Below are 24,354 nucleotides of genomic sequence, written 5' to 3' on the forward strand. Positions count from 1 at the left end.
TCCTGCCCTCCATACTACGACCGAAAAACTCCAGCCAGCACACGCCCCAAACAACAGGTAAGCAACGGCACTTCTTCCGCAAGTATCAGATGCCTGCCCACGCCCGCCATCGCCCCCATTTACGACCCCGAAGAACTGACTTTCACCGGTAAATTTCCGCGCTAAATAGCCGGTGATCACCACCCCAATTTCTGGGCAGGCAACGGCCCGTCCAGTGGACTAGTCTGTCTGAGTGTTTTCATTTCCTCCGGTTGTCGACAAACCGCTTCCGGCGCACCGACCGCGCGCCATCATGGTCGACCTCATCGCCACTTCAAAGAAGCAGGTGGCAGCAGGCGTAGCCTTCCGGTCCATCCAGGAAATCGTTGGAGCCATCACCCCGGTTGTTCTCGGAATTGCTCTCGACTCGGGAATGGAACACGGGGCAACCTCGGCCGTGTGGATCGTCGCCGGCTGGCTGGCAACCCTCGCCCTCATCCAGGCGGTCACCATGGCGTTTGGTCACGGCTTTGAAATTGTCCTGTGGATGAGAACATCCCTGCGTTCCATCACTCAGGTCCACAACCACGTGACCAGGTCCGGCCCAGCAATCCTGCGCAAGAAGTCGACCGGCGAGGTCGTCGCCACAGCGATGAGCGACGCCGAGCACGTCGGTAACCTCGTCGAATTCATCCCCCGCCTGATCGGCGGGCTCTTCGCCTTCCTTACCGTCGCCATCGTGCTGCTCAACCAGAACGTCACCCTCGGCCTCGTCGTGCTCATTGGCGTTCCGATCATTACGGCGGCCGCCTCGCTTCTCATTAAGCCGCTGCAGTCCCGCCAGCAGGTCCAGCGTGACGAGCAGGGCAAGCTCACCGCACTTGGAACGGACACCGTGGCGGGCCTTCGCGTGCTCCGCGGCATCGGCGGCGAAACCCAGTTCGCGGCTCGCTACTCGGAGCAGTCCCAGAAGGTCCGCGAAGCCGGCAATGCCGTGGCTCGCCTGCAGTCGTGGATCGACGGCCTCCAAATCCTCATCCCCGGCATTTTCACCGCCTTCGTCATGTGGCAGGGCGCCCTGCTGGCCATGGATGGGGAGCTGACCATCGGTGACTTCACTGCCCTGTTCGGCCTCACCATCTACCTGGTGCGCCCCCTCCAAATCGTCATGATGGTGGTGACCCAGTTTGGTCGCGCCCGCGTTGGAGCCCGCAAGATGTTCAACATCTTCCGCATCCAGCCCATCTCCGGAACCCTCGAGGAAAGGCTCGCCGCGGAGAAGGACGCCGAGCGCTCGGTGGAAAATAGTACCTCGGCAACAGCTGAAACGTCGGGGGCATCACAGCCCGCTCGAGCCTCGCAAACCGTCGTTCCGGGCACCGTCAGTCCGTCCGACGACGTTCACTTTGCCTCCGCGACCGCTATGCCCGGGCACAATCCGTTCAAGGGACCGATCGTTGACACGACCACCGGGATCACCATTCGACCGGGCGTTGCTACCGCGATTGTGACAACCAATCCCTCGGATGCGGCAGAGCTTGCCGAGCGTCTTGCTCGCATCGATGACGAGGTCTCGGACGTCACCGTTTCCGGTATCGATATACGGACCATGCCGCTGGCTCTCGTGCGCAAGCGAGTACTTCTAGCAAGGGCCACTCCCGAGCTGTTTGGTGGCCAATTGCGTTCCGTTATTGATGCACGCACGCCGTACGAGACGATCGACCGGCCGCTCGCAGCATCCCGTGCGGCCGTGTTCGGCCCGGCCGCCGCCGAGTCCCCTGCGAATGAGTCGAGGGATCCGGACATCATGTCGTCGCTTGAAGCTTCGGATGCTCACGACGTCCTGTCGTCTCTCGATAACTCCCTGTCGGGTGAGATCACGGAGAAGGCCCGCTCGCTTTCCGGCGGTCAGCGTCAGCGCGTCGCACTGTCGCGTGCCATCCTGGACGATCCCGAGGTCCTCATTCTCGTTGAGCCCACCTCCGCCGTTGACTCCCACACGGAGGACCGGATTGCCAAGAGGCTCATGGAACGCAGGAGCGGCAAGACCACCGTGCTCACGTCCGGTTCTCCCCTTCTTCTCAACCGTGTCGACGAGGTCGTTCTTCTCGAGAACGGTGAGGAGATCGTCCGGGGCTCGCACGATGAGCTCCTTCAAAAGTCCGCCGCAGGCGATCCCCTGGCGCAACGCTACGAGTGGGTCATCACCCGCCAGACAGGTGAGGAATCATGAACCAGGTTCTCCCCATTGCCGACAACCGTCAGGTTCTCGCCTACGCCAAGGAGATCTTTTCTCGGCACCGGTGGCGTTTCCTCACGGTCATCATCATCCATGCGCTCGCTTCGGTGAGCGCCCTGGCCGTCCCCTATATTGTCGGCCTGCTCGTTGACGCCGTCGTGGACGGCACGACGCGCGGCTACGTCAACGGAGCAATCCTTATCGTTGTTGGCGCCTACCTGCTTTACTCATTCCTCACGCGAGAAGTTCAGTTACGCACGAGGATCCTGGGCGAGCAGGTCTTCGCGGAAATCCGCGAAGAGTTCCTCTCCTCGGTAACCTCGCTTCCCCTGTCGACCGTCGAGTCGGCGGGCACCGGCGACCTCCTGTCGCGCACAACCAATGACGTGGACCGGATCCAGTGGGTTGTTCGCTTTGGTCTTCCCGCTCTCATTACCTCGGCGATCACGATCGTCGTTACAATCATCATGGCAATCATTGCCTCGCCTCTCGTTTCCCTGTCCCTCCTGATCGGGATTCCCTTCATCACCCTGTCCGCCATCCGCTACCTGAAGCGCGCCCGACCCACGTACCTGTGGCAGGCCCAGGCATGGGCCGGCCTGAACTCGGTTGTTGCCGAGTCTGTTGACTTCGTGGGGACCATTGACGCAATGGACCTGGGCGAGTCCCGCAGGAAGCGCATGAAGTCGATCATTTCGAAGGACGCATGGGATTCCGAGGTGCGGGCCGCGAAGCTCCGCATGGAGCTGTTCTTCTTCCTGTTGCTTGGAACGGCGCTCCCGACCGCGGTCGCGGTTGTCTGGGGAGCCCACCTCATCTCGCTCGGCTCCGTCACGATTGGCATGGTCACCACCGTCGCCCTCTACACGGCCCAGCTCCGCAACCCCCTCGTCGAGTTCCTCATGTGGATGGATGAACTGCAGGTCGCGTCCGTGTCGCTCGCTCGTATCGTCGGCGTCCGCCTCGTCGACACCGACCGCACCCCAACCGGTGCACAGCCCGAAGGCCGCGACATCGTTGCCTTGGACGTCACCTACGCCTACACCGAGGGACGCAACGTCCTCCACGGAATCAACCTCGACCTCATTCCGGGCGAACGCCTGGCGATCGTCGGGCCCTCCGGCGCCGGCAAGTCCACCTTCGGCCGTATGCTCGCCGGCATCCACCCTCCCACGGGTGGCTCCGTCACCGTCGGCGGCGTTCCTCTGGTCGACCTGACCGAGGACGAGCTCCGCAAGGAGGTCGCACTCGTCACCCAGGAGCACCACGTCTTCGTCGGCACGCTCGCCCACAATCTGCGCCTCGCCAAGCACGACGCCACCGATGGTGAGCTCGAGCAGGCCCTGCGTTCCGTCGATGCGCTCGGTTGGGTACAAGAACTCGAGAACGGCCTCGAAACGGAAGTGGGTTCGGGAGCCAAAACGCTCACCCCTGCCCAGGCCCAGCAGCTCGCCCTTGCTCGTCTCGTTCTTCTCGATCCCCACACGGTTGTCCTGGACGAAGCCACCTCGCTTATCGACCCGCGCTCCGCGCGATCGCTCGAGGCGAGCCTCTCAGCAGTTCTTTCCGGACGCACCGTTGTTGCTATCGCCCACCGCCTCTACACCGCACACGACGCCGACCGAGTCGCCGTGATCGAAGACGGTCTCATTAGCGAACTCGGCACGCATGATGAACTCGTGGCAGCGGGTGGTGCGTACGCAAAACTCTGGGAAACTTGGCACCGAGAGCGCTGACCTCCGATGTTCATTTTGCCCCAGTTTCACACCACAAGCATTCAGTAAAATCCGCAAAAGTGGCCGGTCGCACATCGGTCAATGCTTTTCGCTTTCGTTGAACCCACCTGCAGTTTCCAGGCTCTTCGCGGTTGAGGGTGTAGCGGTCGTTCGCGCGTCGTTCGTTGGATAGGGGTCGAGGTCTTCCGATGATGGGGTTCCTACGCCGCCCATCGGGAAGACCTCGACGTGCCTGACGCTTCCTTCACGTGCCCTGACCTGATTACATTCACCGGCCTAGACGAGCTCGGTCTGGAGGTGCTCGGCCAGCGCCTGGAACCTGACGGTCGCGCGCGTGGCCGAGGGCCTGTCGGTGTCGTGGAACACCGCCAACGCGGCGGTTCTGGCCGAAGGTAGATGCCTGCTGATCAAGGATCCGGGCCGGTTCGACGGCGTGCGAATCGTCGGCGTCGATGAGCTCGTGTGGCGCCACACTCACCTGGGCGACAAGCACGTCACCGTCGTCATCGACCTCACCCCGTTCGGCTCTGCGGGCTTGGCGCACCCTGCACACCGGCGCTGACCTCATCACCGACAAGCAGCAGGCCCGGATCAGGGCACTCTTTGCGGCCGAGGAGCACGTGGAGGTCGAGGCCACCTGGGGCGTCTACCAACAGATGATCACCGCCTACCGAACACCCGACCGCATTGCCGGCCGAGTACTCATGACCCAGCTCCTCACCTCGCTCAGCTCCGGCGTTCCCGCCGCGCTGGAGGAGGTCCGTACCCTGGGACGCGCCCTGAAGAAACGCGCCGCCCACGGCCTGGCCTACTTCGACCGCCCCGGCACCAGCAACGGCGCCACCGAGGAGATCAACCCACGACTCGAGCACCTATGCGGCTCCGCCCTCGGCATCCGCAACCTTACCAACTTCATCGCAGAGCACTCCTGGAGCCCGGCGGATTCAAGCCTCGACTGCACCCTCAATTGCGCAGAGCCAGTTTCGTGCTCTGCCAGCGAACCCAGCCGAGCGTGGCAAGTTCGAGATCATCGATCGTTCTCTTTGGTCCCGTCTGGACTGGCCTACGTACAAGCTCGACCTTGTCATAGCCGTTTACACTTTCGGCAAGGACGTTGTCGAAGCTATCGCCCAAGGAGCCGATCGAGGGTGTCGCGCCGATCTTGGCGCGACACTCCCCGTAGCGGATAGATGTCAATTGCGCGCCCGCATCTGAATGGCACCGCAGTTCCGGCAATTTTTTTCCACGAGACCAGGCCACCATCTCAATCACATCAAGTACAGTCTTAATCTTCATGTTCAAAGCTCCGCGCCAGCCGACGATCACGCGGTCGAACACGTCGATAATGAAGCACACATAGACAACACCCTGCCCCGTCGGAACGAGCGTGAGGTTGGTGACCCAGAGCCGGTTTGGCGCCTCAGTTCCAAACACCCGGTTCACCAGATCAGGATGTCGCACCACGTTCGAGCAAGGCTTGGTAGTCGTCACTCGTTACTCCCGACGCATATCCTCGACACCGAGTAAATTCATGAACCTGGCCGTCTGGTCACGGCCGATATCGATGCGAGCACGCTTCGCAACTTTCCAGAATTTGCGCACACCGTAGACGAAGTCGTTCTCCTCCCACAGTTCAAGTAGCTGCGGCGCAATCTCAGCATCACGGAGTTGTTGTGCTGAAGAAGGCCTACCGTTCGCGGCGTAATTCGTTGACAGGGCCACCTGCACGAAACTGCAAAGACACTCAACCCCGAGACAACGACCGGCCAAAGCATCATACTTATTCCAGTTGATGAAATCGACTAGTTCTTGTGTCAGCGGCCCTGCCCCGCCCCAAAGAACGACGCAGCACACTTTAAGATTTCATTCGCACGATTGAGTTCTTGCACTTCTTACTCAAGTTCCTTCATACGTGTCTGCTCACCGGTAGTGATTGCGACCTTCACACCGTCATCAATGTCGGCCTGACAAACCCACGACCGCACCAATTCCACTGCGTACCCCAATTGATCGGCGACACCTCTCACGGTTCCCTGCGAAGTGCCAAGCTCCGCCCGCATCGTACACACCATCCTGACCACAGCAACCATCTCTTCAGCCAAGTAGCGGCGCGCCGTGTTCTTATGTTAGTTCATGCTCCCATTCCCTTTCCAAAGTCAGGAACTTACGACAAAACCGGGGTGCTTGAAGAACTTCGATTAGTTGAGTGGCGTTCGAGTGGTCGACCGAGTTGCCGGGTGATGAATCCTATCACCACTGGGCAGCCAACGCTTTCCAACGACAGGTCCAAAGACCTACTCTTAGAAGGCAACCATCTTGGTGCCGACTTTTCCAGACCGGGTTGCCCCTTCAACGACGTTATTGATTGGACCTTCCATGCCCTCAGCACGCTCAGTTCCTCTGGCTCTCACGGCACTCGCGGCCGGTGGTTTTGCTGTGGGAACAACCGAGTTCGCTTCCATGAGCCTGATCCCATGGATTGCTACCGACCTTGGGGTGACCAATCCGCAAGCCGGATGGGCGGTGAGTGCGTACGCGATCGGTGTTGTTGTCGGAGCTCCCCTGCTGACAGCGTTGACGAGCAGAATGGACCGCAAGAACCTGCTCATTTGGTCGGCCGGGATCTTCTCAATGGGAAACCTGTTGACTGTCTTTGCCCAGGATCTACCAACCTTGCTCGCGGCTCGGTTCTTGACCGGGCTCCCCCACGGCATCACCCTCGGCATTGCCGCTGTCATCGCGGCCAGCCTCGTGAGCCCAGATAAGCGCGGCACCGCAATGGCCCGCACCATGCTCGGCCTCACGATCGCCAACATTATTGGTGTGCCTGCCGCAACCTGGGTCGGTTCGACCTTCGGGTGGCGGTGGGCATACGTCATCATCGCCAGCATCGGGATCCTCACTATCCTTGCTTTGCTCAAGTTCCTGCCCCCTGTGCCAGCATCGAGGACGTCCTCGGCACGCGCCGAGCTGAAGTCCATGACGCGCCTCCAGGTCTGGGTCCCGCTCCTTGCAGGCGCTGTTGGTTTTGGTGGTTCGTTCGCTTTCTACACGTACATCACGCCCACTATGACCGAGGTCGCGATGATCCCCGAACCGTACCTACCCTGGGTTCTCGTTCTCTATGGGTGTGGCATGACGGTCGGGTCACTCGTTGCCGGCCCCTGCATCGACCGTTCCATCGACAAGTCGGCGCTCGCGGGAGTGTTGGGGATGGCGGTGATCCTTTCGCTCATGGTTGCCTTCATGCACATCTGGTACATCGTTCTCCCCCTCATGTTCCTCAACGCGATAGCCATGAGCCTCTTCACCACGGGCCTTCAGGCACGGCTCCTGCGGGCAGCAGCAGACGCTCCGAACATGAGTGCCGCCATGAACCATGCCGCCTTCAACGCGGCCAATGCACTCGGCGCCTACCTGGGTGGTCTCGTTGTCACGGCGGGCTGGGGATACCGCGCACCGACCGCAATAGGTGTGCTACTGGCTCTTGTCGGCACGATCATTCTCGTCATCGCACTCTTCTTCAATCGCCACAGCCACATTCCCACCTTCACCGCCCCGGACAGTGTCACCTCCGACAGAAACGATCTTGCCAAGGTCGACCACTAACTACTGATCGAGTAAAAAACATCTTGAGCAGAACGGATGGCGTAACCGCAGCAGATCCTCCTATGACCGAAGATCATGGCAGCCGCGTCGAGTAGCACCGTATGGACTTCACGAACGCGCGCACGGTAGGTACCACCCTCCGAAGCGATTTCAAAGAGGCGATGATAGTTAACACTTACGATACTCTGACGGCAGTTCGGTAGACCCCTGCTGCGATCGAGAATGTCGAATCCGTCCCTGGCGGTAGTAGCGCAGGCTGATGCGAGCGAGCACGTGGCCGCACTAGCGCCGGCGTCGGCTCTTCAGAAGTAACCCGCTACAACCTCTTCCCCAGTGAATTGTGGGAGCTTCTCAAGGGCGAAATTGATGAGCGGGAAGCCATGGCACAGCAACTGACTGCCTACCGTCAAGAAAAGGCGGCCGAACGGCACCGACAGAAGTCGCGGCTCTCTTCACGTTTTGGCTCTCTTCGCCTACCTCAAGACCTGAGCGAGCCTTCCAAGGCTTCGTTGTTGCGCCATCGCCTGGTTGGATACAGTTTGGCGTAACTCTGCGTGGCACGATATTGGGTGGTGGGCAATGAGTATTGTCAACGCCAACAAGTCAGGCCGTTTGCTATCCCCTTAATTTATTGTCCTCAGATTCACTGAGGAATTCTTCCGCCCACTCATCGAGCAGTTGCTCCTCGCGTTTCGACTTGACCGTGGAACGAAGGATTCGGAACCAGATAAATAGGGCAAAGCCCGCGAAGATCACCCATTCCACGGCGTAGGCAGCGTTTTGAAGGTTGAAGCCGCCCTCGTCGGTCGGCTTGGGCGGGGAGGCATGCTGAACGCCGTCGGCGCTCGTCCGCTGCGCCGTGAATTCAGCGGGTTCGCGATTATCGATCTGAGTTTGGTTCACGGATTCCGGGGTGAACTCGACAAGATAGCCGGAAAGGATCGGACCGCCCCAGGCGTTGACGAGCTCCGCTGGTGAGATAGAAACGGCGGTTTCTTTGGTCAGACCACCGATTGAATCCTCGGGTGCTGCAAGGTAGCCAAAGACCGTAACTTCACCAGAAGGCACCGCTGGAAGCGGCGCACCAGGCTCTACCCAGCCACGGATAACGGGGACGGCGCCACCGGCATCCGGACCCTCGGTAACTGTCAATTCCGCAAGGACGAGTTCGGCGGGGTTGCTGTCGACCGCGCGGTCGAGAACGCGGAGCTGGTATTCGGAGAACGTGCCGGTCACATAAACCGGAGAAGCGTATTCATCCGCCCTCATGTTCGTCTGCAAACGCAGGGTTTCATCGAGCGGCAGGGCCGGGCCCGACAGCTTCTCTTCGTGCTCGGCTGTGATTCTTTCGGCACCGCGAGCCGTGGCTCGTTCGAGCTGCCAGTAGCCGAGTCTGATGCAGACAGCCGCCGCGATAGCAAGGAGAATGAAGAGAACAATCATCTTGGGAGTGAGTGCTTCTCTCACCCAATCACTTCGCCGGCCACTCGTTGACATGGGACGATCCTATGTCACATTTGCCATGATCCAAGAAATTAGTGGGACTTATGGCGGATAATGGTTGTAAGATCTGAAGCTTCGCGGAAGGAAGACGCTCGTGACTGACTCTCTGTACCTCGCCTCAACAGAACAGGTGACCGGAGGAATTGAAATTGCCCGACAGATAGTCGAGATCCTACGCACGTCCTACGACAGGGTTGGCGTGTTCCGCCCCTACTACAACGGAACTCCGGAGGATGACGTCATCGTCAAGGAGTTCAACGCGGGCTACGGCACCGCACGCGATCACTACTTCGAAGATGAAGCGTCCGCCATGAACGCCATCATTCGTGCCTACCGCAAGTACTCTCTCGACTACGACGCCGTTCTTGTTGTTGGACACACCCAGGGTGACCCGGTTAACCCGGGCCTGATTTCCCGTTCTGGACGCACCGCCGCCAACCTTGGCACGACCGTCGCAATTGTTGCCGACGGCAGCAAGCGAAGCGTTGAGCGTACCGCAGGCTACATTGATCTCGCGGCGGCTGAAATGTCGGGGCACACGTTCCGGTTAGCGCCGTCGTTGTCCTTCAGGCCCAGGACGGTATCCGCGAGGAAATCACCGCCGACCACCCGGAGGTTCCCGTCTTCACGGACAGGATCGACGAGTCGATCCTTGAGGTGTTCAAGCAGAAGCCGACCATCCGCACCCCCCTCGTGTTCCAGTCGGAGCTCATGGAGCGCGCCCGAGTTCAGCGCAGGCGGATTGTCCTGCCGGAGGCCGACGACGATCGCGTTCTCCAGGCTGCATCAATCATCCTCACCAACGACGTCTCCGACATCGTCTTCATTGGCGACGAAAAGACTATCCGCGAGCGCGCAAACAACCGCGGCTACAACATCGACGATGCTCTCATTGTTGATCCGGCGGATCCCGCCTATCTGTCTCGCTACGTTCCGGAGCTGGCCCGCCTGCGCGCCAAGAAGGGCATGACGGAAGAGCAGGCCGCCGAGAAGCTCAAGGACCTCTCCTACTTTGCGACGATGATGGTTCACATGGGTGATGCTGACGGCATGGTTTCGGGCGCGAACCACACGACCGCCGAGACAATCATTCCGTCGTTCCAGATCATTAAGACGAAGCCGGACACCTCGATTGTGTCATCGGTGTTCTTGATGCTCATGGCTGACCGGGTTCTGGTGTACGGCGACTGCGCTGTTAACACGAACCCGACTCCGGCCCAGCTTGCCGACATCACCGTCTCCTCCGCGGAGACCGCGATCCAGTTCGGTGTGGACCCCCGTATCGCACTTCTTTCTTACTCGTCGGGCGCTTCGGGCACGGGCGCCGATGTTGAGGCCGTTGTTGAGGCAACGAGGCTTGCTCGCGAGAAGAACCCGGATCTGCTCATTGAAGGCCCGATCCAGTATGACGCTGCGGTTGACCCGAACGTCGCCAGGAAGAAGATGCCAGACTCCCCCGTTGCTGGCAGGGCCAATGTGTTTATCTTCCCGTCACTAAACGCTGGCAACATTGGCTACAAGGCCGTTCAGCGTTCCTCGGGTGTCGTGGCCGTTGGCCCGATCCTGCAGGGTCTCAACAAGCCCGTGAACGATCTTTCCCGCGGTGCCCTGGTGGATGACATTGTCAACACCATCGCTATCACGGCCGTCCAAGCACAGAACTAGCTCGAAAGGCAATTCATGACAGTCCTCGTCATCAACTCCGGCTCCTCCTCTATCAAGTACCAGCTCGTCGATCCGGAGTCGGGCGATGCGATCGCGGTCGGCCTTGTCGAGCAGATCGGCGAGTCCTCTTCCCATGTGAAGCACACCTATCAGGGTGAGAAGCACGAATACGACCTTGTTCTTGCCGACCACGGGGAGGGCCTGCGTTTCGTTCTCAACCTGTTCGAGAAGATTGGTCCTCAGCTGTCCGAGGCCGGCATCAAGGCCGTCGGTCACCGCGTTGTCCAGGGCGGTAACCACTTCGATGGTCCGGCGCTTGTCACCGATGAGGTCCGTGACCTCGTTGAGGAGCTTGCTCCGCTCGCTCCTCTGCACAACCCCGCGAACCTCCGCGGTATTGATGTTGCTCGCGAGCTTCTCGATGTTCCGCACGTTGTCGTCTTCGACACGGCCTTCTTCCAGACCCTGCCCGAGGAGGCTGCCCGCTACGCTCTGAACCGCGAGGTTGCAGACAAGTACGCTGTGCGCCGCTACGGCGCGCACGGCACCTCCCACCAGTTCGTGTCACAGAAGGTTGCCGAGTTCACGGGCCGGGACGATCTCAAGCAGATCGTCCTTCACCTCGGCAACGGCGCATCCGTCTCCGCGGTTGTAAACGGTGAAGCCGTTGACACCTCGATGGGTCTTACCCCGCTCGAGGGTCTGGTCATGGGAACCCGCACGGGCGATATAGACCCTGCTGTTATCTTCCACCTGAGCCGCGTTGGTGGCATGAATGTTGGCGAGCTCGACAACCTGTTCAACAAGCAGTCGGGCCTTAAGGGCCTGGCCGGTGAGAACGATATGAGGGCCGTGTGGGCTCTCGCGAACGGTGGCGACAAGTTCGCCCGCGAGGCGCTCGACATTTACGTCCACCGCCTCGTCAAGTACATCGGTTCCTATGCCGCTGTCATGGGTGGCCTGGACACGATTGCCTTCACCGCAGGCATTGGCGAGAACGACGAGTTGCTTCGCGCCGAGGTCATCGAGCGTCTCAACTCGTTCGGCATCAAGCTCGACCTGGAAGCCAATGACGTCCGTAGCGACGACATCCGCCAGATCTCGACGGACGACTCGTCCGTCCAGGTCCTCATCGTTCCCACGAACGAAGAGCTCGCCATCGCCCGTCAAGCCATGGACGTCATCAGCAGGTAGCCCAAACGAAGAAGCGCTCACAAAAGTCAGCTTCCTTCTCTCACCGGTGGCCAGGATTCGTCCTGGCCACCGGCCGTTTCCCTACTCCTTGCTAGCTCTTTCAGTAGCTTTTTCACAAGATCCCAGGTCAAGCTATAGCGGTTTGCGTACCGCCTGCCGGGATAGTTACACCCTTTCCACCCGCGGCACGCTTCAGGATATTCACGCCAGCCAGTTGTCGGTGCTGGGCATCCGGCTCTACCCGGATATCGGGTTCCCATGTCTTCTGCCGGGGGTAGTGTTGGAATGGCAGGTACCTAGTTGAAAGAGATGATGGGTAATGTTCCTCAGCGCTGACCTCCTTGACCGTATTCACTCCCGTGCAGACGAGGTGGATAAGAACAATGTCTTTCCCGATGAGGACCTGAAGGAACTGAAGGACGCAGGTTATCTGACCGCCTATGTTCCCAAGGAGTACGGCGGGGGCGGACTAACCACGGAAGAGATCTGCGTTGAGCAGACTCGCCTCGCCCAAGCAGCACCGTCCACTGCTCTTGCCATCAACATGCACCAGATCATCGTTGGCCTCGGTCGTCACCTGGTCGCTAACGGCATGGACTCCGGCAAGCAGATCCTCGAGGGTGCCATGGCCGGGGACGTGTTCGCCTTCGGCATCTCCGAACCCGGTAACGACCTTGTTCTCTTTGGCTCGATCTCCGAGGCCCGTCCCGACGGGGAGGGCGGATACTCCTTCCACGGCCTCAAGGTCTTCACGTCCCTGTCCCCCGTATGGACGAAGCTCATGACGTTTGCTCGCGACGATACGGGCGAAGATGGTCCCCACTCGGTTTTCGCCATCCTGAACCGCGAGGACGGCGGGTTCACAATCAAGGATGACTGGGACACCCTGGGCATGAGGGGAACACAGTCAAACTCGACGTTGCTTGAAGGTGCGCATGCACCCGCCTCCCAGGTCCTCCAACGCGTTGCTCCCGGGCCCTCCTATGAGCCGGTGATCTTCGGTATCTTCGCCTACTTCGAGGTCTTCCTTGGAGCCACCTACCTTGGCATCGGCAACCGAGCCATTGAAGTTGCGGCCGAGAAGGTCAAGACCCGCAAGTCCGTCCTCCACCAGGACGTATACGCCAACGACCCGGACATTAGGTGGCGGCTCTCGGGAGCAGCTCTCCGCATGAACTCGGCAACTGCGGAGATCACCCTCCTCGCACGAGATCTCGATGAAGGAAGGGACCGCGGCGCCCTCTGGTACCCGCAGCTTTCCGCCGGTAAGAACGCTGCCGCGGAAGCCTCCCTCTACGCGGTCGACCAGGCGATCCGCTCCAGCGGTGGATCCTCCTACTCAAACTCCAACGAACTCTCCCGCCTCCACAGGGACGTTCTCGCCGGCCTCTTCCAGCCCTCCGACCAGGAATCCCTCCACGGCTCGTGGGCCAACGTCGTGCTCGGTCCCATCGAGGAGAAGGACTGAGGCGGTTCAGCCAGAAGGTACTCCCTAGCTCGTCCAGTTAAATAACGAAGAACGAGGTGCGGGTCGAATCCTTGATATTCGACCCGCACTCGTCTCGCAAAGCGACTACAACTCCATGGACGCTACCAGCTGAGCCTTACTTCTGCCCTAACCTTTGGCATGCCGAGGCTGACGAGGTTTGCCTTTTCCTCTTCGATCTCGGCGGTGACGTCCTCATGGCCGAGGAAGGCCGTGGAGATCATGAGCTTGATGCGGTTGAGTTGGTTCACCGGGGAGGCTCCCGCATCGTAGTCGATCGAGACGACATTGGCCTGCGGATATTTGGCTCTCAGCGCCTTGAACTGACCTCTGCCAACGACGTGGTTGGGGAGGCAGGCAAAGGGCTGGGCGCAGATGATGTTGGGGCATCCGTTCTCGATCATGTCCATCATGTCTGCAACGAGGTACCAGCCCTCCCCCGCCTGGTTACCGAGGGACACGATGTCTTGGGCCTTGTCTCGCAGCTCCTGGATCGTGGCTCCCGCTTCGAAGCGGGACGACTTCTCGAAGGCTTCCCGGGCCGGCTTCTCGTACTGCTGAAGGATCCACAGGCCAAGCTTTTGCATATTGGCCTGCTTCGCAGTGACGGAGCCGAGTGTGTCTCGCTTCCAGTCGGCGGTTGCGAGAGAGTTGTGGAAGAACTGGGCAAGCGAGGGAAGCTCAGCTTCGCAGCCTTCCGCCTCAACGGTTCCCACCGCGTTGTTATTCGCGTCGGGATGGTATTGGACGAGGATCTCTCCGACAATACCGACGCGTGGTTTGCGCGGGATGTCTTGGAGCGGTAACTCATCGAATTCTCTGACGACCTGCTTAAGCATCTTCGTGAACGTGGTTCGTTTACCCAAAGCCTCGGAGTACCCGGTTTCGAAGAACTCCTGGGCGATCCGATCCCACTTCTCGTAGAGCGCGGTCGCATTGCCGTCGATCTGGTAGGGCCGGGTGCGTAGGAGTACCTTTTGGAGGACGTCACCAATCGTCACAGCCTGGAAGGCGCGGTGCAGCATCGGAACCGAAAGCGTGAATCCGGGGTGTTCTTCCAGTCCCTGAGCGGAGGCCGCGATCACGGGAACCTGGGGATATCCAGCATCTGCCAGCCCCTTGCGGAGCATGCCGGCATAGTTGGTCGCACGGCACATGCCACCGGTCTGGGTGATGATCACTGCCGTCGAGTCGGGATCTTCGATCCCGTCCGTGAACTGGGAGATCAACTGTCCAATGACAACGATGGCGGGGTAACAGGCGTCGTTGTGGACGAAGGTGAGGCCGTTCTCGATGTTGTCCCGCGAGGCGTGCTCGAGGAGCTTCACGTTGTATCCGGCTCTGCGCAGGGCCGGAGCGAGGAGACGGAAGTGGATCGGTGCCATTTGAGGCGCCAGGATCGTGTATTCCTTCTTCATCTGCTTCGTGAACGCCACCCGAGGATACTTCTCCGGTAGCTTCTCGGATGTTCCTGGAGTATCGGTGTCTTCCGGTCGGGTGGAAATGTTCTCGGATTCCAGTCGTTCATCGGCGGCCGCGGCGAGCGAGCGGAGCCGGATCCTGGCGGCACCGAGGTTCGACACTTCGTCGATCTTCAGTCCCGTGTAGACATCACTCTTCGCCTCGAGGATCTCGATGACCTGGTCGGAGGTCACGGCATCGAGCCCGCACCCAAACGAGGTGAGTTGGACGAGTTGCAGGTCGGGCCTGTCACCAACCGTGGCGGCCGCTTCGTAGAGCCGGGAGTGGTAGGACCACTGATCACGCACCCGGAGGGGGCGTTCAAGTTCACCGAAGTTCACGGCATCCTCGGTCGGCACCGCCATCCCCAACCCAATGATCACATCGGGGATGCCGTCGTTAATTTCGGGGTCAAGGTGGTAGGTCCGACCAACATGACGGTGCCGCGGATCGGGCCGCCCGCGGCCAGCCCCGCCACCGTCTGAGTGGCAACCGCCTGGAACACCGAGGCCGCTATGTCCTCGTGAGGAACGCCCTGATTAAGAAGCGGCTGAACATCCGTCTTTGCGAACACACCGCACCGGGAGGCAATCGGGTACAGCTCCGTGTAGCGGGAGGCGAGCTCGTTGAGCCCGGCAGCATCCGTTGCCAGTAAGGATGCCATCTGGTCAACAAAGGCGCCGGTACCTCCGGCGCACGTGCCGTTCATCCGCTGCTCGGGTGTGGGGTGCAGGTAGGTAAGCTTCGCATCCTCACCACCCAGCTCGATGATGACATCGGTGTCAGGATATTGGCGGCGGGTCACCTCGGTCTCCGCAATGACCTCTTGCACAAACGGCACATCCAGTTGCTCCGCCAGTGCCATACCGCCCGACCCGGTGAAAGCTGGTTGCACTTCAGCATCGCCAAGTTCCCTACTAACGTCCTGGAGGAGCTTCGCGAGCTCAGCCCGCACGTCAGCGTTGTGTCGGCGGTAGTCACTGAAGACCGTCTGCTCTCCATCGAGCACCACGGCCTTCACAGTCGTCGAGCCAACATCGATCCCGAGTTTCAGCATGTGCACAGTCCTTCCACTCATGCCGCCGTATCGAGAATCAAGTAGACTTTCATTCATGTTGAAATTAAATTCGCAACTTGGCACAAACCGCCACAACTCGCCACTCCCACTGGCGAGTATCCTGGCAAAGTTTCCGTCAGCCCGAAACTTTGGGCCGTTGGTCTCTCTTTCATGAGCACGTCGCGCGGCCCCCGCGCGGCGCGTGGGGAGATTCGGGAAAGGCTCGTTAAAGCCGCTCGTTCCTGCTTTTGGGAGCGCGATTATGGCACGGTGACGGTGCGTGAAATTGCGCATGAGGCGGGCGTCGATCCGGCTCTGGTCAGCTACTACTTCGGCGGTAAAGCGAACCTGTTCCGGGAGGCCATGTCCCTGCCCGATGATCCGGTGGACCTTGTCATGGGAGTGTTCGAGGGTGACAGAGCCACGCTCGGCTACCGGGCTCTCATGACGGCAATGGCACTGTGGGAAGAGTCTGGTATGTCGAGCACTGTCAAGGTTCTCATCCGTTCCCTTCTCGGCTCCGAGTCCACCATGTCGGACTACCGGCAGTGGGTGGATGAAGCGGTCGTGACCCCCGCCGCCCGCATCCTCGGCGGCGAACACGTCCGGTACCGGATGGAGAACGGGATCTCCCACATCATCGGCCTGCTTCTCGTGCGGTACATGGCCGAGGTTGAACCGATTGCCAGTATGTCCCGGGAAGAACTAGCCGCCCGCCACGGGCCCGTGGTCCAGGCTCTCTTCATGGGTCATCTCGCAGGCCCCGGCCCACTCACCGCCGCACCCTCGTCCCAAGAGTTCCTTAACACCAGCGAAGTCAAGGACTTGCCCAGTGACAAAGAGAAGGAACGACCGAGCGACGTATAAGAGGTTCGAAGAAGCTCAGCGCACGATACACGGTTTGTGAACGGTCCAAAAGTGCTTCGTCAGCAGACGATTAATGCTCTTCTAGCGGACGTCATGTGGTTCGCTAGCGGTCCAAGAGTTTTTCGTTAGCGGACCATGAGCGATTCGGTGGCGCCTTCGAAGATGTCGGGTGACTGGGTTTCCCCTGTCATCTCAAAACCTTGTTGACGGTAGAACTCGATGGCCTCATCGTTCCCGTCGAGGACCCAGAGCTGGCAGGGAGCCGAACCGATCGCGTAGTTAAGGAGGGCGGTGCCGATCCCCCGCCGCTTGTACTCGTCCAGGATGTAGAGGGCGCCAACCTCAAGGAGGCGAGCGTGGCCCGGGCCGAGCGCTCTCGCGCTTGCGAGGCCCACCATCTTTCCTTCCCATAGGGCCACCCAGTAGGACACACCATCGGGCTCGGCGAGAGCTTTCGGGTAGATCTCCAGCATGCGATCCCGTTTGGAGTCGATGAGACTATCGGGGAGCTTGCCGCGGTACGTCTCGTCCCAGCACGTTGCATGCAAAGTTGCCATGTCCTCGACGTCAAGGACGGTGGCGGCACGTATTCCAAGAGATCGCATGGAACATGTGTAGCACACGAGGTTCCACTCCCCCGCATTGGCAAGCAATGCGGGTCATTCCACGGAACAAGTCCGCCTTTGAAAAGGCGTGACGCTGTGCGTTCTTTCTCGGGCAACATCCGTTCTCAAGGGGCGCGAATGCGTGAGCGGGGTTACGCTTTCTTCACCCGAGTTATCGCAGGCCGCGGTGCTCAGTTCAAGGTCTCACCGAAGGAGTTACGGACCTATGAGAAGAAATAAAACGTTATGGACCGGCGGTTTAGCCGCAGCCCTTGCCTTCACCCCATCGATTGCATCCGCAACAACGACCGATTCCGATACGGAAGCGGCCGCTCTCGACCACATCACCGTGCTTGCCACAACCGATACGCACGGCACGATTCTTGATTACGACTACTTCACCGGAGAAGAGTTCGGTGCCTCGAACCCCGACAACGCGCGTGGCATGGAGCGCCTCTCCACCGCGATCACGGAGATCCGGGACCAAGAAGGAGCCGAATCGGTTCTCCTGCTCGACAATGGCGATGCTAATCAGGGCAATCCGCTCGCCACCGTTTATCACGCCAACCGTGGCGATGGCACCGTTGACCCGGTTGCCGCCGTCTACAACCACCTCGACTACGACGCAGGGGTCGTTGGTAACCACGAATACAACTACGGACTTGACGACCTCGACCAGTACGAAGACAACCTGGACATGGCACTCCTTGGCGCCAACGTCATCGAAGACGCCACCGGCGACGTCTACCACACGCCGTGGACCATGATTACCAAGGAGACAGCCCAGGGCGACCCCGTCGACATTGCCGTGATCGGCGTTGTTACCCCGGGCGTACGGATCTGGGACAGGCTCCACGTGGATGGCGTCCTCACCTTTGAGGATCCCGTCGAATCTCTTCAGAAGTGGGTTCCCGAAGCCGAAGAGGCAGGCGCGGACGTTGTTATCGTCCTTGCCCACACCGGCCTCGACAACCCCGGCTACGAATGGGATCCGGCCGATCTTGAAGAGAACGTTGCCACGTCCATCGCCGAGAACGTTGATGGCATCGATGTCATCGTCGGCGGGCACTCCCACCAGACCAACAACGCACAGGTCTATCTCGAGACCCCCTCAGGGCGACAGGTGCTCTTCACCCAGCCCGGTTACCATGCTCGCTTTGCGTCCTGGGTGACGATTCACCTCGACGAGGGTGCCGATGGTAGCCCGGAGGTTGTCTGGGAAAACAGCGCCAAGCCTGCCGCAGAAATGCTCCAGGCCTCGATGTACGAGAAGGACCCGGAGATAGCCGCGGTGATCGAGGACTGGCACAATGAGACCCTCGCCTGGGTTGCCACCGTCGTTGCGCAAGCAACGGAGGACATGCCGGCGGCGAGCTCACGCTACGAAGACACCGCGATCCTCGACTTCATTCAAAAGGTCCAAACCGATGAAGTCGCACGAGCCCTCGAAGGCAACGCGGAGTACGCCGATGTTCCGATCCTGTCGATCGCAGCGCCGTTCTCCCGCACGGCCGTCTTCACCGAAGGCGACGTGACCGTGGCCGACATGGCTGCCCTGTACATCTACGACAACACGTTGATGGCAGTCGAAATGACGGGCACCGAGGTGCGCGACTATCTCGAGTACGCGGCCCGCTACTACGAGCAGGTTGAACCCGACACGGAAATCACCGACTGGGATGACGTCACGAACGCCGTATACCCGGATGTTCCAAATGGAATCCCGGACTACGCCTACGACGCCATGTCCGGCATCAACTACCACATCAACATCTCCAAACCCCTCGGCGATCGCATCGAGAACCTCAGCTACGACGACGGCACGCCGGTTGGCGCTGATGATCGTTTCGTTGTTGCTCTCAACAACTACCGTCAGTCCGGAGGGTCCGGATATCCGCACGTTGTTGACGCCGATATTGTCTACAACGAACAGATGGCGATCCGGGATCTCATGATCGACTGGGCAATCGCCGAGCAGGTCATCGACCCGGCCGACTTCTTTGTTGAAAACTGGTCGGTCTCCGCCTCCTCCGTCGAAGATCCGGAGCCCGTCACCGGCAATGTCTTTGAGCTCTCCAACGACTGGACGTCCGGCAGCGTTGAACTGACGTTTAAATACGGCAGGGTCGGCGACGAAGTCCTCGTGGGCGACTGGGATGGCGACGGCACGGACACCCTCGGTGTCCGCAGGGGTCACACCTTCTACCTGAACAACGAACTCGTTGGCGGCAACGCCGATAGCGAGTTCAAGTACGGTCGCGATAACGACGAGGTTCTTGTTGGTGACTGGGACGGCGACGGCACCGACACCCTCGGTGTTCGCCGCGGGCACACCTTCTACCTCATGAACACCCTCCAGGGCGGGGACGCCGAGCAGGAGTTCAAGTACGGTCGCGACAACGACGAGGTCCTCATTGGTGACTGGGACGGCACCGACGGTGACACCATCACGGTGCGCCGCGACACGACGTTCTTCGTCAACAACGAACTCGTTGGCGGCAACGCCGACACCTCCTACGCTTACGGCCGCACCGGCGACACCGCCCTTGCTGGCGACTTTGATGGCGATGGCAATGACACGGTCCTCCTGATCCGTGGCAACGTGTTCTACGTGAACAACGCCCTCGTTGGGGGACCCGCCGAGTCAACGCTCGAATTCGGTCACGAGGGAGACACCTTCCTTGTTGGCGACTGGGACGGCGATGGCACCGACACTCCCGGCGTCAACCACGTCAACTAGAAACCCTCCCCGGGCAATCACGTGTTCGCCCCGCCATTGACTCGAACACCCTGATTGCACAGAGCTGCTCCCCGATCTCGGACCAATGATTCCGACATCGGGGAGCAGTTTCCCGTCACTTACATCTTCACGCTGCCACGCTCAATCGGCCATTTCCACCATTGATAGCCGGACGTTCCCGTCCCGAATCATCACCGCCCCGAAGCGCCACCAACCTCGGCATGCTCCACCCTCAAGAAAATACCGACTTAGTCGCCGAACAGTTCCTCGACCGTCGATCCCAAAACCTTCGCAATGTCGAGTGCGAGGAAGACACTCGGGGCATAGTCGCCACCCTCGATGGCGACAACGGTTTGGCGGGAAACACCCACAGCCTTCGCCAGGTCAGCCTGCGTGAAGCGAAGCTCCTTGCGCTTATCTCTTATCTGCTCACGCACGGTTACCCCGCCTGCCCACGCGAGGTCTCACAGAGCCAGCCCCGCATAGCATCCCCCACGCACCACCTCGCGAGCTCACGCCGCGGAGCGCGATCGCCGTGTCGACCGAGTACATCCCAGCCATCACTCATCGTCCTCCGCTTCTTCGGCGCGGGCCGCCTTCTTCGAGGACACGGTCACGGCGACTAGGCCAACCGCTCCACCGACGAGACCTCCCGCTGCGAAGCCCTTGAGGAAAGACTCCATGATGTCGGTAATCTCAGCCGACAGAATTCCTGGAATCAGTGGCTCGCCCGTCACGGACATAATCAGTGCAACAGCCGACATAACCAGCACGAAGATGCACAGCAGAATGACCGACCTCCGCCATATCCGATCCCCCTGCCGGCCCGCCACCGCGTAGATATCGACGCCATCCTTCTTCGACCGGTAGGTGAAGAGCAGGTGCGGCACAAGAGTGGCCACAAGAACCAGCAGGAAAAACGCGACCCATCCGAAGGCCAGAACGATGACCGAGGCAACGAGACCCATGCCGTAGTTGACGTTAAGTGCCCACCTTGCCGCGTTTCCCATGACGTGCGATTCTCGCTCGTCGATGATCCATCCATTTGAGTCCGGTTTCATGACCCCTCCTCATGTCAAGCATCTTTGACACTTACAGTCAACCATACCTGACATTACATGTCAATGATTCTTGACTAACTAAGTCAAGCATTCTTGACACCAGCGTTTCTGAACCCGAAGCACTGCTTCAAGATCGAGCGGGTCACGGCGCAGAGCGAGGAAACTCGGGATTATCTGAATACACGTCGAGCAAAGCCGTCCGAACAGGGGCGATGGGGCTTAGGGTGGAATAAACACAGAAATCATCATTGAGAAAGCAGGTCGCCATGTCTGAGTACCTCCCCAACGTCTACACCGAGTTCCGCGAGAAGTTCCCCGAGGTTGCCGACAACCAGGACGAGCTCGCCGCCAGCATCGATCAGGCTGGTCCGCTCGACGATAAGACGAGCCGTCTCGTTAAGCTCGGCATTGCCCTTGGCGGGCAGGCGGACGGCGCCGTCCGCTCCAACGTTCGCAAGGCCCTGAAGGCCGGAGCCAGCCGCGAGGAAGTTGAGCACGCAATCCTGCTCGGCCTCACCACCCGAGGCTTCCCGGCAACGGTCGCCGCATGGCAGTGGATGAACGAGGTCGTCGACGAGGACTAATCCCGCTAAGACAATCGACAAAAGGAGCCATGCCTATAGCACTGATCCAGGCAGGACTTGTCCTTGGTGCCCGTACGGGCATGCTCCCCCAATCTCCCCGGTGGAAGTAGGTTCCTTCCCGCACTAACCGCGACTGAAGCCGATAGCCTCCTCCAAAAGCAGTTCCCCGCACGACATGTGCGGGGGAACTGGCTGTCTAAGTTAGACGAGTGTGACTACTCGGCACCGACGCGGACGCGTGCGAAACCGGTGATGGTGCCACCAGCGGCCTGGACGACCTGGGCGACCGACTGCTTCGGATCGCGGGCGTAGGCCTGGTCGAGCAGAACAATCTGCTTGAAGAAGCCGCCGAGACGCCCCTCAACGATCTTGGCGATAGCCTGCTCCGGCTTGCCCTCTGCACGGGTGACCTCTTCAGCAATGCGACGCTCGTTCTCGACAACATCGGCCGGGACGGAGTCACGGTCGAGGTACGAGGGGTTGAGAGCAGCAATGTGAACCGCGACGTCGTGTGCAATGCCGGCGCCTGCGGCGTCGGTTGCAACAAGAACGCCAACCTGCGGGGGCAGGTCCGTCGCGGTGCGGTGCATGTAGGCAGCAACGTTCTCACCGGAAACGGTGGCGACGTGGCCGATCTCGATCTTCTCGCCGATTGCTGCCTGCATGGCGTTGAGGCCGTCCTCGACGGTGCCCTCGTCCAGCTTGGCTGCGAGAAGCTCGTCAACCGTCTTTGCACCCGATGCGACAGCGGCCTCGAGGACGTTGTCAGCGAAGGTCACGAACTTGTCGTTCTTTGCAACGAAGTCGGTCTCCGAGTTGAGCTCGATGAGGACGCCGGTCTGGCCGTCGGCCGAGTCAACAACCTTCGAGACAACGAGGCCTGCGGAAGCGGTACGTCCCTCGCGCTTGGCGATGGACTTGAGGCCCTTCAGGCGAAGGAGTTCCTCGGCGCGGGCGGGATCGCCCTCGGCCTCGGCAAGTGCGTTCTTGACGTCGAGCATGCCTGCGCCGGTCTTCTCGCGCAGAGCCTTGATATCGGCAGCGGTGTAGTTAGCCATGAATGGTTACCTCTCAGGCCTTGTCAGCTTCTGTGGTGGTCTCCGCCTCGGGGGCGGCGTCAGTCTGAGCCTCTACTGCCTCAGCAGCGGCCGGCTCCTGCGTTGCCTCGGGGGCAGCAGTCTCCTCGGTAGCGGCCTCTTCGGCGGCAACCTTGTCGTCGTGAGCGTCAGCCTTGGCGAGCATCTCGCGCTCCCACTCGGGCATGGGCTCTTCCTCGGTCGTGGCTTCGCCACCGGCGCGCTGGATCTTGCCAGCAGCAACGGCGTCAGCAACAACGCGGGTCAGCAGCGAGACGGAACGGATCGCGTCATCGTTGCCGGGAATACGGTAGTCGACCTCATCCGGGTCACAGTTCGTGTCGAGGATAGCGACAACGGGGATGTTGAGCTTCTGAGCCTCGGAGACCGCGAGGTGCTCCTTCTTGGTGTCAACGATCCAGATGGCGGAAGGAATCTTGTTCATGTTCCGGATACCGCCGAGGGTACGCTCAAGCTTTTCCTTCTCACGCGACATCATGAGAAGTTCCTTCTTGGTGAGCCCGGAGCCAGCAACGTCGTCGAAGTCGACGAGCTCAAGCTCCTTGAGGCGCTGAAGGCGCTGGTGAACAGTGGAGAAATTGGTGAGCATACCGCCGAGCCAACGCTCGGTCACGTAGGGCATGCCAACGCGCGAAGCCTGCTCGACAATGGCCTCCTGGGCCTGCTTCTTCGTTCCGACAAAGAGGATCGTGCCACCGTGAGCAACGGTCTCCTTGACGAAGTCGTAGGTGCGTTCGATGTCCTCAACGGTCTTCTCGAGGTCAATGATGTAGATGCCGTTGCGCTCGGTGAGAATGAAGCGCTTCATCTTGGGGTTCCAGCGACGGGTCTGGTGCCCGAAGTGGACGCCGCTCTCAAGGAGCTGGCGCATGGTAACGACTGCCATGTGTAGCCTTTCGTTGCGCTATTGCGCGGTTTCCAGTTAACTGACGTGAACCGGGTGGTCCCGTCCCTAGTGCCCGGCGACGACGGACCGCTGATGCGGACTGGAATCGTCGGTGTGTTCGGACACGCGAAGTCATTCGGATAAACCGAATGCCCACCTATCCTAGCGGAAAACCGCACCAAACCACCACGCTCTCGGTCCTCCCCAGCTGTGATCCTCGTCCACAAACCACAGGCCAAGCCGAGCATCCTGAGACAGTCTTAGGAAAATAACAGCGATGGTCGAAATCCGCACTCGATGCGGATGTGTGCCTGCCGGATGACGGCCGGGGTGACTATCTGGAGCAACGGCAACGGACTGGTCAGCAGGAACTCCAACGTAAAAATTGCTCTTGTCATTCTCGGAACTCACGATACGTCCACACGTGGGGAATGATTGACCGTTCCCCCGGGGGTTCTCCCCCGCATCTGTGTCAAGCTCGCTAGCTCGAGACTTCAGGCATGAAGATCTCAATCCTGCTTGCCCTGACACTCCTTCCCGTCGCCTCGCTTGCTCCGACCACGCTTGAGAATCCAGGTAGTTTTA

The 24,354-nt window shown here is 60.1% G+C and carries 17 protein-coding genes and 3 pseudogenes; 10 read left to right on the forward strand and 10 right to left on the reverse strand.

Features of this window, described 5'->3' with window-relative positions:
• The first annotated feature begins 232 nt into the window (after nt 1–232).
• From EJ997_RS05855 to EJ997_RS05865, 3 genes and pseudogenes are all read left to right on the forward strand, one after another.
• Nucleotides 233–2,212, forward strand: coding sequence for an ABC transporter ATP-binding protein (locus EJ997_RS05855; protein WP_126703735.1), 1,980 nt, complete (start codon nt 233–235; stop codon nt 2,210–2,212).
• On the forward strand, nt 2,209–3,954 hold the full coding sequence (locus tag EJ997_RS05860) for an ABC transporter ATP-binding protein (protein WP_126703736.1): 1,746 nt from the start codon (nt 2,209–2,211) through the stop codon (nt 3,952–3,954). The genes EJ997_RS05855 and EJ997_RS05860 overlap by 4 nt, the downstream gene beginning before the upstream one ends.
• A gap of 316 nt (nt 3,955–4,270) precedes the next feature.
• Nucleotides 4,271–5,044: pseudogene (locus EJ997_RS05865) on the forward strand (transposase); the annotation flags it as partial.
• On the opposite strand, the pseudogene EJ997_RS13430 reads toward EJ997_RS05865, so the two are convergent.
• Nucleotides 4,936–6,044 (reverse strand): annotated as a pseudogene (locus EJ997_RS13430) (IS3 family transposase); the annotation flags it as partial. The pseudogenes EJ997_RS05865 and EJ997_RS13430 sit on opposite strands and share 109 nt — an antisense overlap.
• A gap of 286 nt (nt 6,045–6,330) precedes the next feature.
• Between EJ997_RS13430 and EJ997_RS05880 the strand changes: the two are divergent.
• The gene (locus EJ997_RS05880) at nt 6,331–7,563 is read left to right on the forward strand and encodes an MFS transporter (RefSeq protein ID WP_126703739.1); all 1,233 of its coding nucleotides are present in this window, start codon (nt 6,331–6,333) and stop codon (nt 7,561–7,563) included.
• 615 nt (nt 7,564–8,178) lie between these two features.
• Here the strand turns inward: EJ997_RS05880 and EJ997_RS05885 are convergent.
• The gene (locus tag EJ997_RS05885) at nt 8,179–9,030 is read right to left on the reverse strand and encodes an SURF1 family protein (RefSeq protein ID WP_164719833.1); all 852 of its coding nucleotides are present in this window, start codon (nt 9,028–9,030) and stop codon (nt 8,179–8,181) included.
• A 208-nt stretch (nt 9,031–9,238) separates the two neighbouring features.
• Nucleotides 9,239–9,604 carry a hypothetical protein gene (locus EJ997_RS05890; RefSeq protein ID WP_126703741.1) on the reverse strand — a complete coding sequence of 122 codons (366 nt, stop codon included), beginning with the start codon at nt 9,602–9,604 and terminating at the stop codon, nt 9,239–9,241.
• Nucleotides 9,605–9,738: 134 nt separating this feature from the next.
• Between EJ997_RS05890 and pta the strand changes: the two are divergent.
• From pta to EJ997_RS05905, 3 genes and pseudogenes are all read left to right on the forward strand, one after another.
• Nucleotides 9,739–10,731, forward strand: a pseudogene (pta, locus tag EJ997_RS05895) (phosphate acetyltransferase); the annotation flags it as partial.
• Nucleotides 10,732–10,746: 15 nt separating this feature from the next.
• On the forward strand, nt 10,747–11,925 hold the full coding sequence (locus tag EJ997_RS05900) for an acetate/propionate family kinase (RefSeq protein ID WP_126703743.1): 1,179 nt from the start codon (nt 10,747–10,749) through the stop codon (nt 11,923–11,925).
• 319 nt (nt 11,926–12,244) lie between these two features.
• The gene (locus tag EJ997_RS05905) at nt 12,245–13,393 is read left to right on the forward strand and encodes an acyl-CoA dehydrogenase family protein (RefSeq protein ID WP_126703744.1); all 1,149 of its coding nucleotides are present in this window, start codon (nt 12,245–12,247) and stop codon (nt 13,391–13,393) included.
• 122 nt (nt 13,394–13,515) lie between these two features.
• On the opposite strand, the gene EJ997_RS05910 is transcribed toward EJ997_RS05905, so the two are convergent.
• Together EJ997_RS05910 and EJ997_RS14065 are read right to left on the reverse strand one after the other, a co-directional pair.
• Nucleotides 13,516–15,255, reverse strand: coding sequence for a hypothetical protein (locus EJ997_RS05910; RefSeq protein WP_407644341.1), 1,740 nt, complete (start codon nt 15,253–15,255; stop codon nt 13,516–13,518).
• The gene (locus tag EJ997_RS14065) at nt 15,252–15,929 is read right to left on the reverse strand and encodes a BadF/BadG/BcrA/BcrD ATPase family protein (RefSeq protein WP_407644342.1); all 678 of its coding nucleotides are present in this window, start codon (nt 15,927–15,929) and stop codon (nt 15,252–15,254) included. Before EJ997_RS14065 ends, EJ997_RS05910 begins: the two co-directional genes overlap by 4 nt.
• 171 nt (nt 15,930–16,100) lie before the next feature.
• Between EJ997_RS14065 and EJ997_RS05915 the strand changes: the two genes are divergently transcribed.
• Complete coding sequence (locus EJ997_RS05915) at nt 16,101–16,796, forward strand: TetR/AcrR family transcriptional regulator (protein ID WP_126703745.1); 696 nt, start codon at nt 16,101–16,103, stop codon at nt 16,794–16,796.
• 125 nt (nt 16,797–16,921) lie between these two features.
• Here EJ997_RS05915 and EJ997_RS05920 read toward each other — a convergent pair whose 3' ends face one another.
• On the reverse strand, nt 16,922–17,401 hold the full coding sequence (locus EJ997_RS05920; protein ID WP_126703746.1) for a GNAT family N-acetyltransferase: 480 nt from the start codon (nt 17,399–17,401) through the stop codon (nt 16,922–16,924).
• A gap of 226 nt (nt 17,402–17,627) precedes the next feature.
• Between EJ997_RS05920 and EJ997_RS05925 the strand changes: the two genes are divergently transcribed.
• Nucleotides 17,628–20,141 (forward strand): bifunctional metallophosphatase/5'-nucleotidase, encoded by a 2,514-nt coding sequence (locus tag EJ997_RS05925; RefSeq protein ID WP_126703747.1) that lies wholly within the window; start codon nt 17,628–17,630, stop codon nt 20,139–20,141.
• Nucleotides 20,142–20,389: 248 nt separating this feature from the next.
• Here EJ997_RS05925 and EJ997_RS05930 read toward each other — a convergent pair whose 3' ends face one another.
• Nucleotides 20,390–20,578 (reverse strand): helix-turn-helix transcriptional regulator, encoded by a 189-nt coding sequence (locus tag EJ997_RS05930; RefSeq protein ID WP_126703748.1) that lies wholly within the window; start codon nt 20,576–20,578, stop codon nt 20,390–20,392.
• 123 nt (nt 20,579–20,701) lie between these two features.
• Entirely contained in the window at nt 20,702–21,202 is a 501-nt protein-coding gene (locus EJ997_RS05935) for a hypothetical protein (protein WP_126703749.1), read from the reverse strand.
• 266 nt (nt 21,203–21,468) lie between these two features.
• Between EJ997_RS05935 and EJ997_RS05940 the strand changes: the two genes are divergently transcribed.
• Nucleotides 21,469–21,786, forward strand: a complete 318-nt coding sequence (locus EJ997_RS05940; RefSeq protein ID WP_126703750.1) for a carboxymuconolactone decarboxylase family protein — start codon at nt 21,469–21,471, stop codon at nt 21,784–21,786.
• A 215-nt stretch (nt 21,787–22,001) separates the two neighbouring features.
• On the opposite strand, the gene tsf is transcribed toward EJ997_RS05940, so the two are convergent.
• Together tsf and rpsB are read right to left on the reverse strand one after the other, a co-directional pair.
• Nucleotides 22,002–22,844 (reverse strand): translation elongation factor Ts, encoded by an 843-nt coding sequence (gene tsf, locus EJ997_RS05945; protein ID WP_126703751.1) that lies wholly within the window; start codon nt 22,842–22,844, stop codon nt 22,002–22,004.
• A 13-nt stretch (nt 22,845–22,857) separates the two neighbouring features.
• Complete coding sequence (rpsB, locus tag EJ997_RS05950; RefSeq protein WP_126703752.1) at nt 22,858–23,769, reverse strand: 30S ribosomal protein S2; 912 nt, start codon at nt 23,767–23,769, stop codon at nt 22,858–22,860.
• Nucleotides 23,770–24,354 lie beyond the last annotated feature (585 nt).

This window comes from Flaviflexus ciconiae (assembly GCF_003971195.1).
Lineage (GTDB): Bacteria > Actinomycetota > Actinomycetes > Actinomycetales > Actinomycetaceae > Flaviflexus > Flaviflexus ciconiae.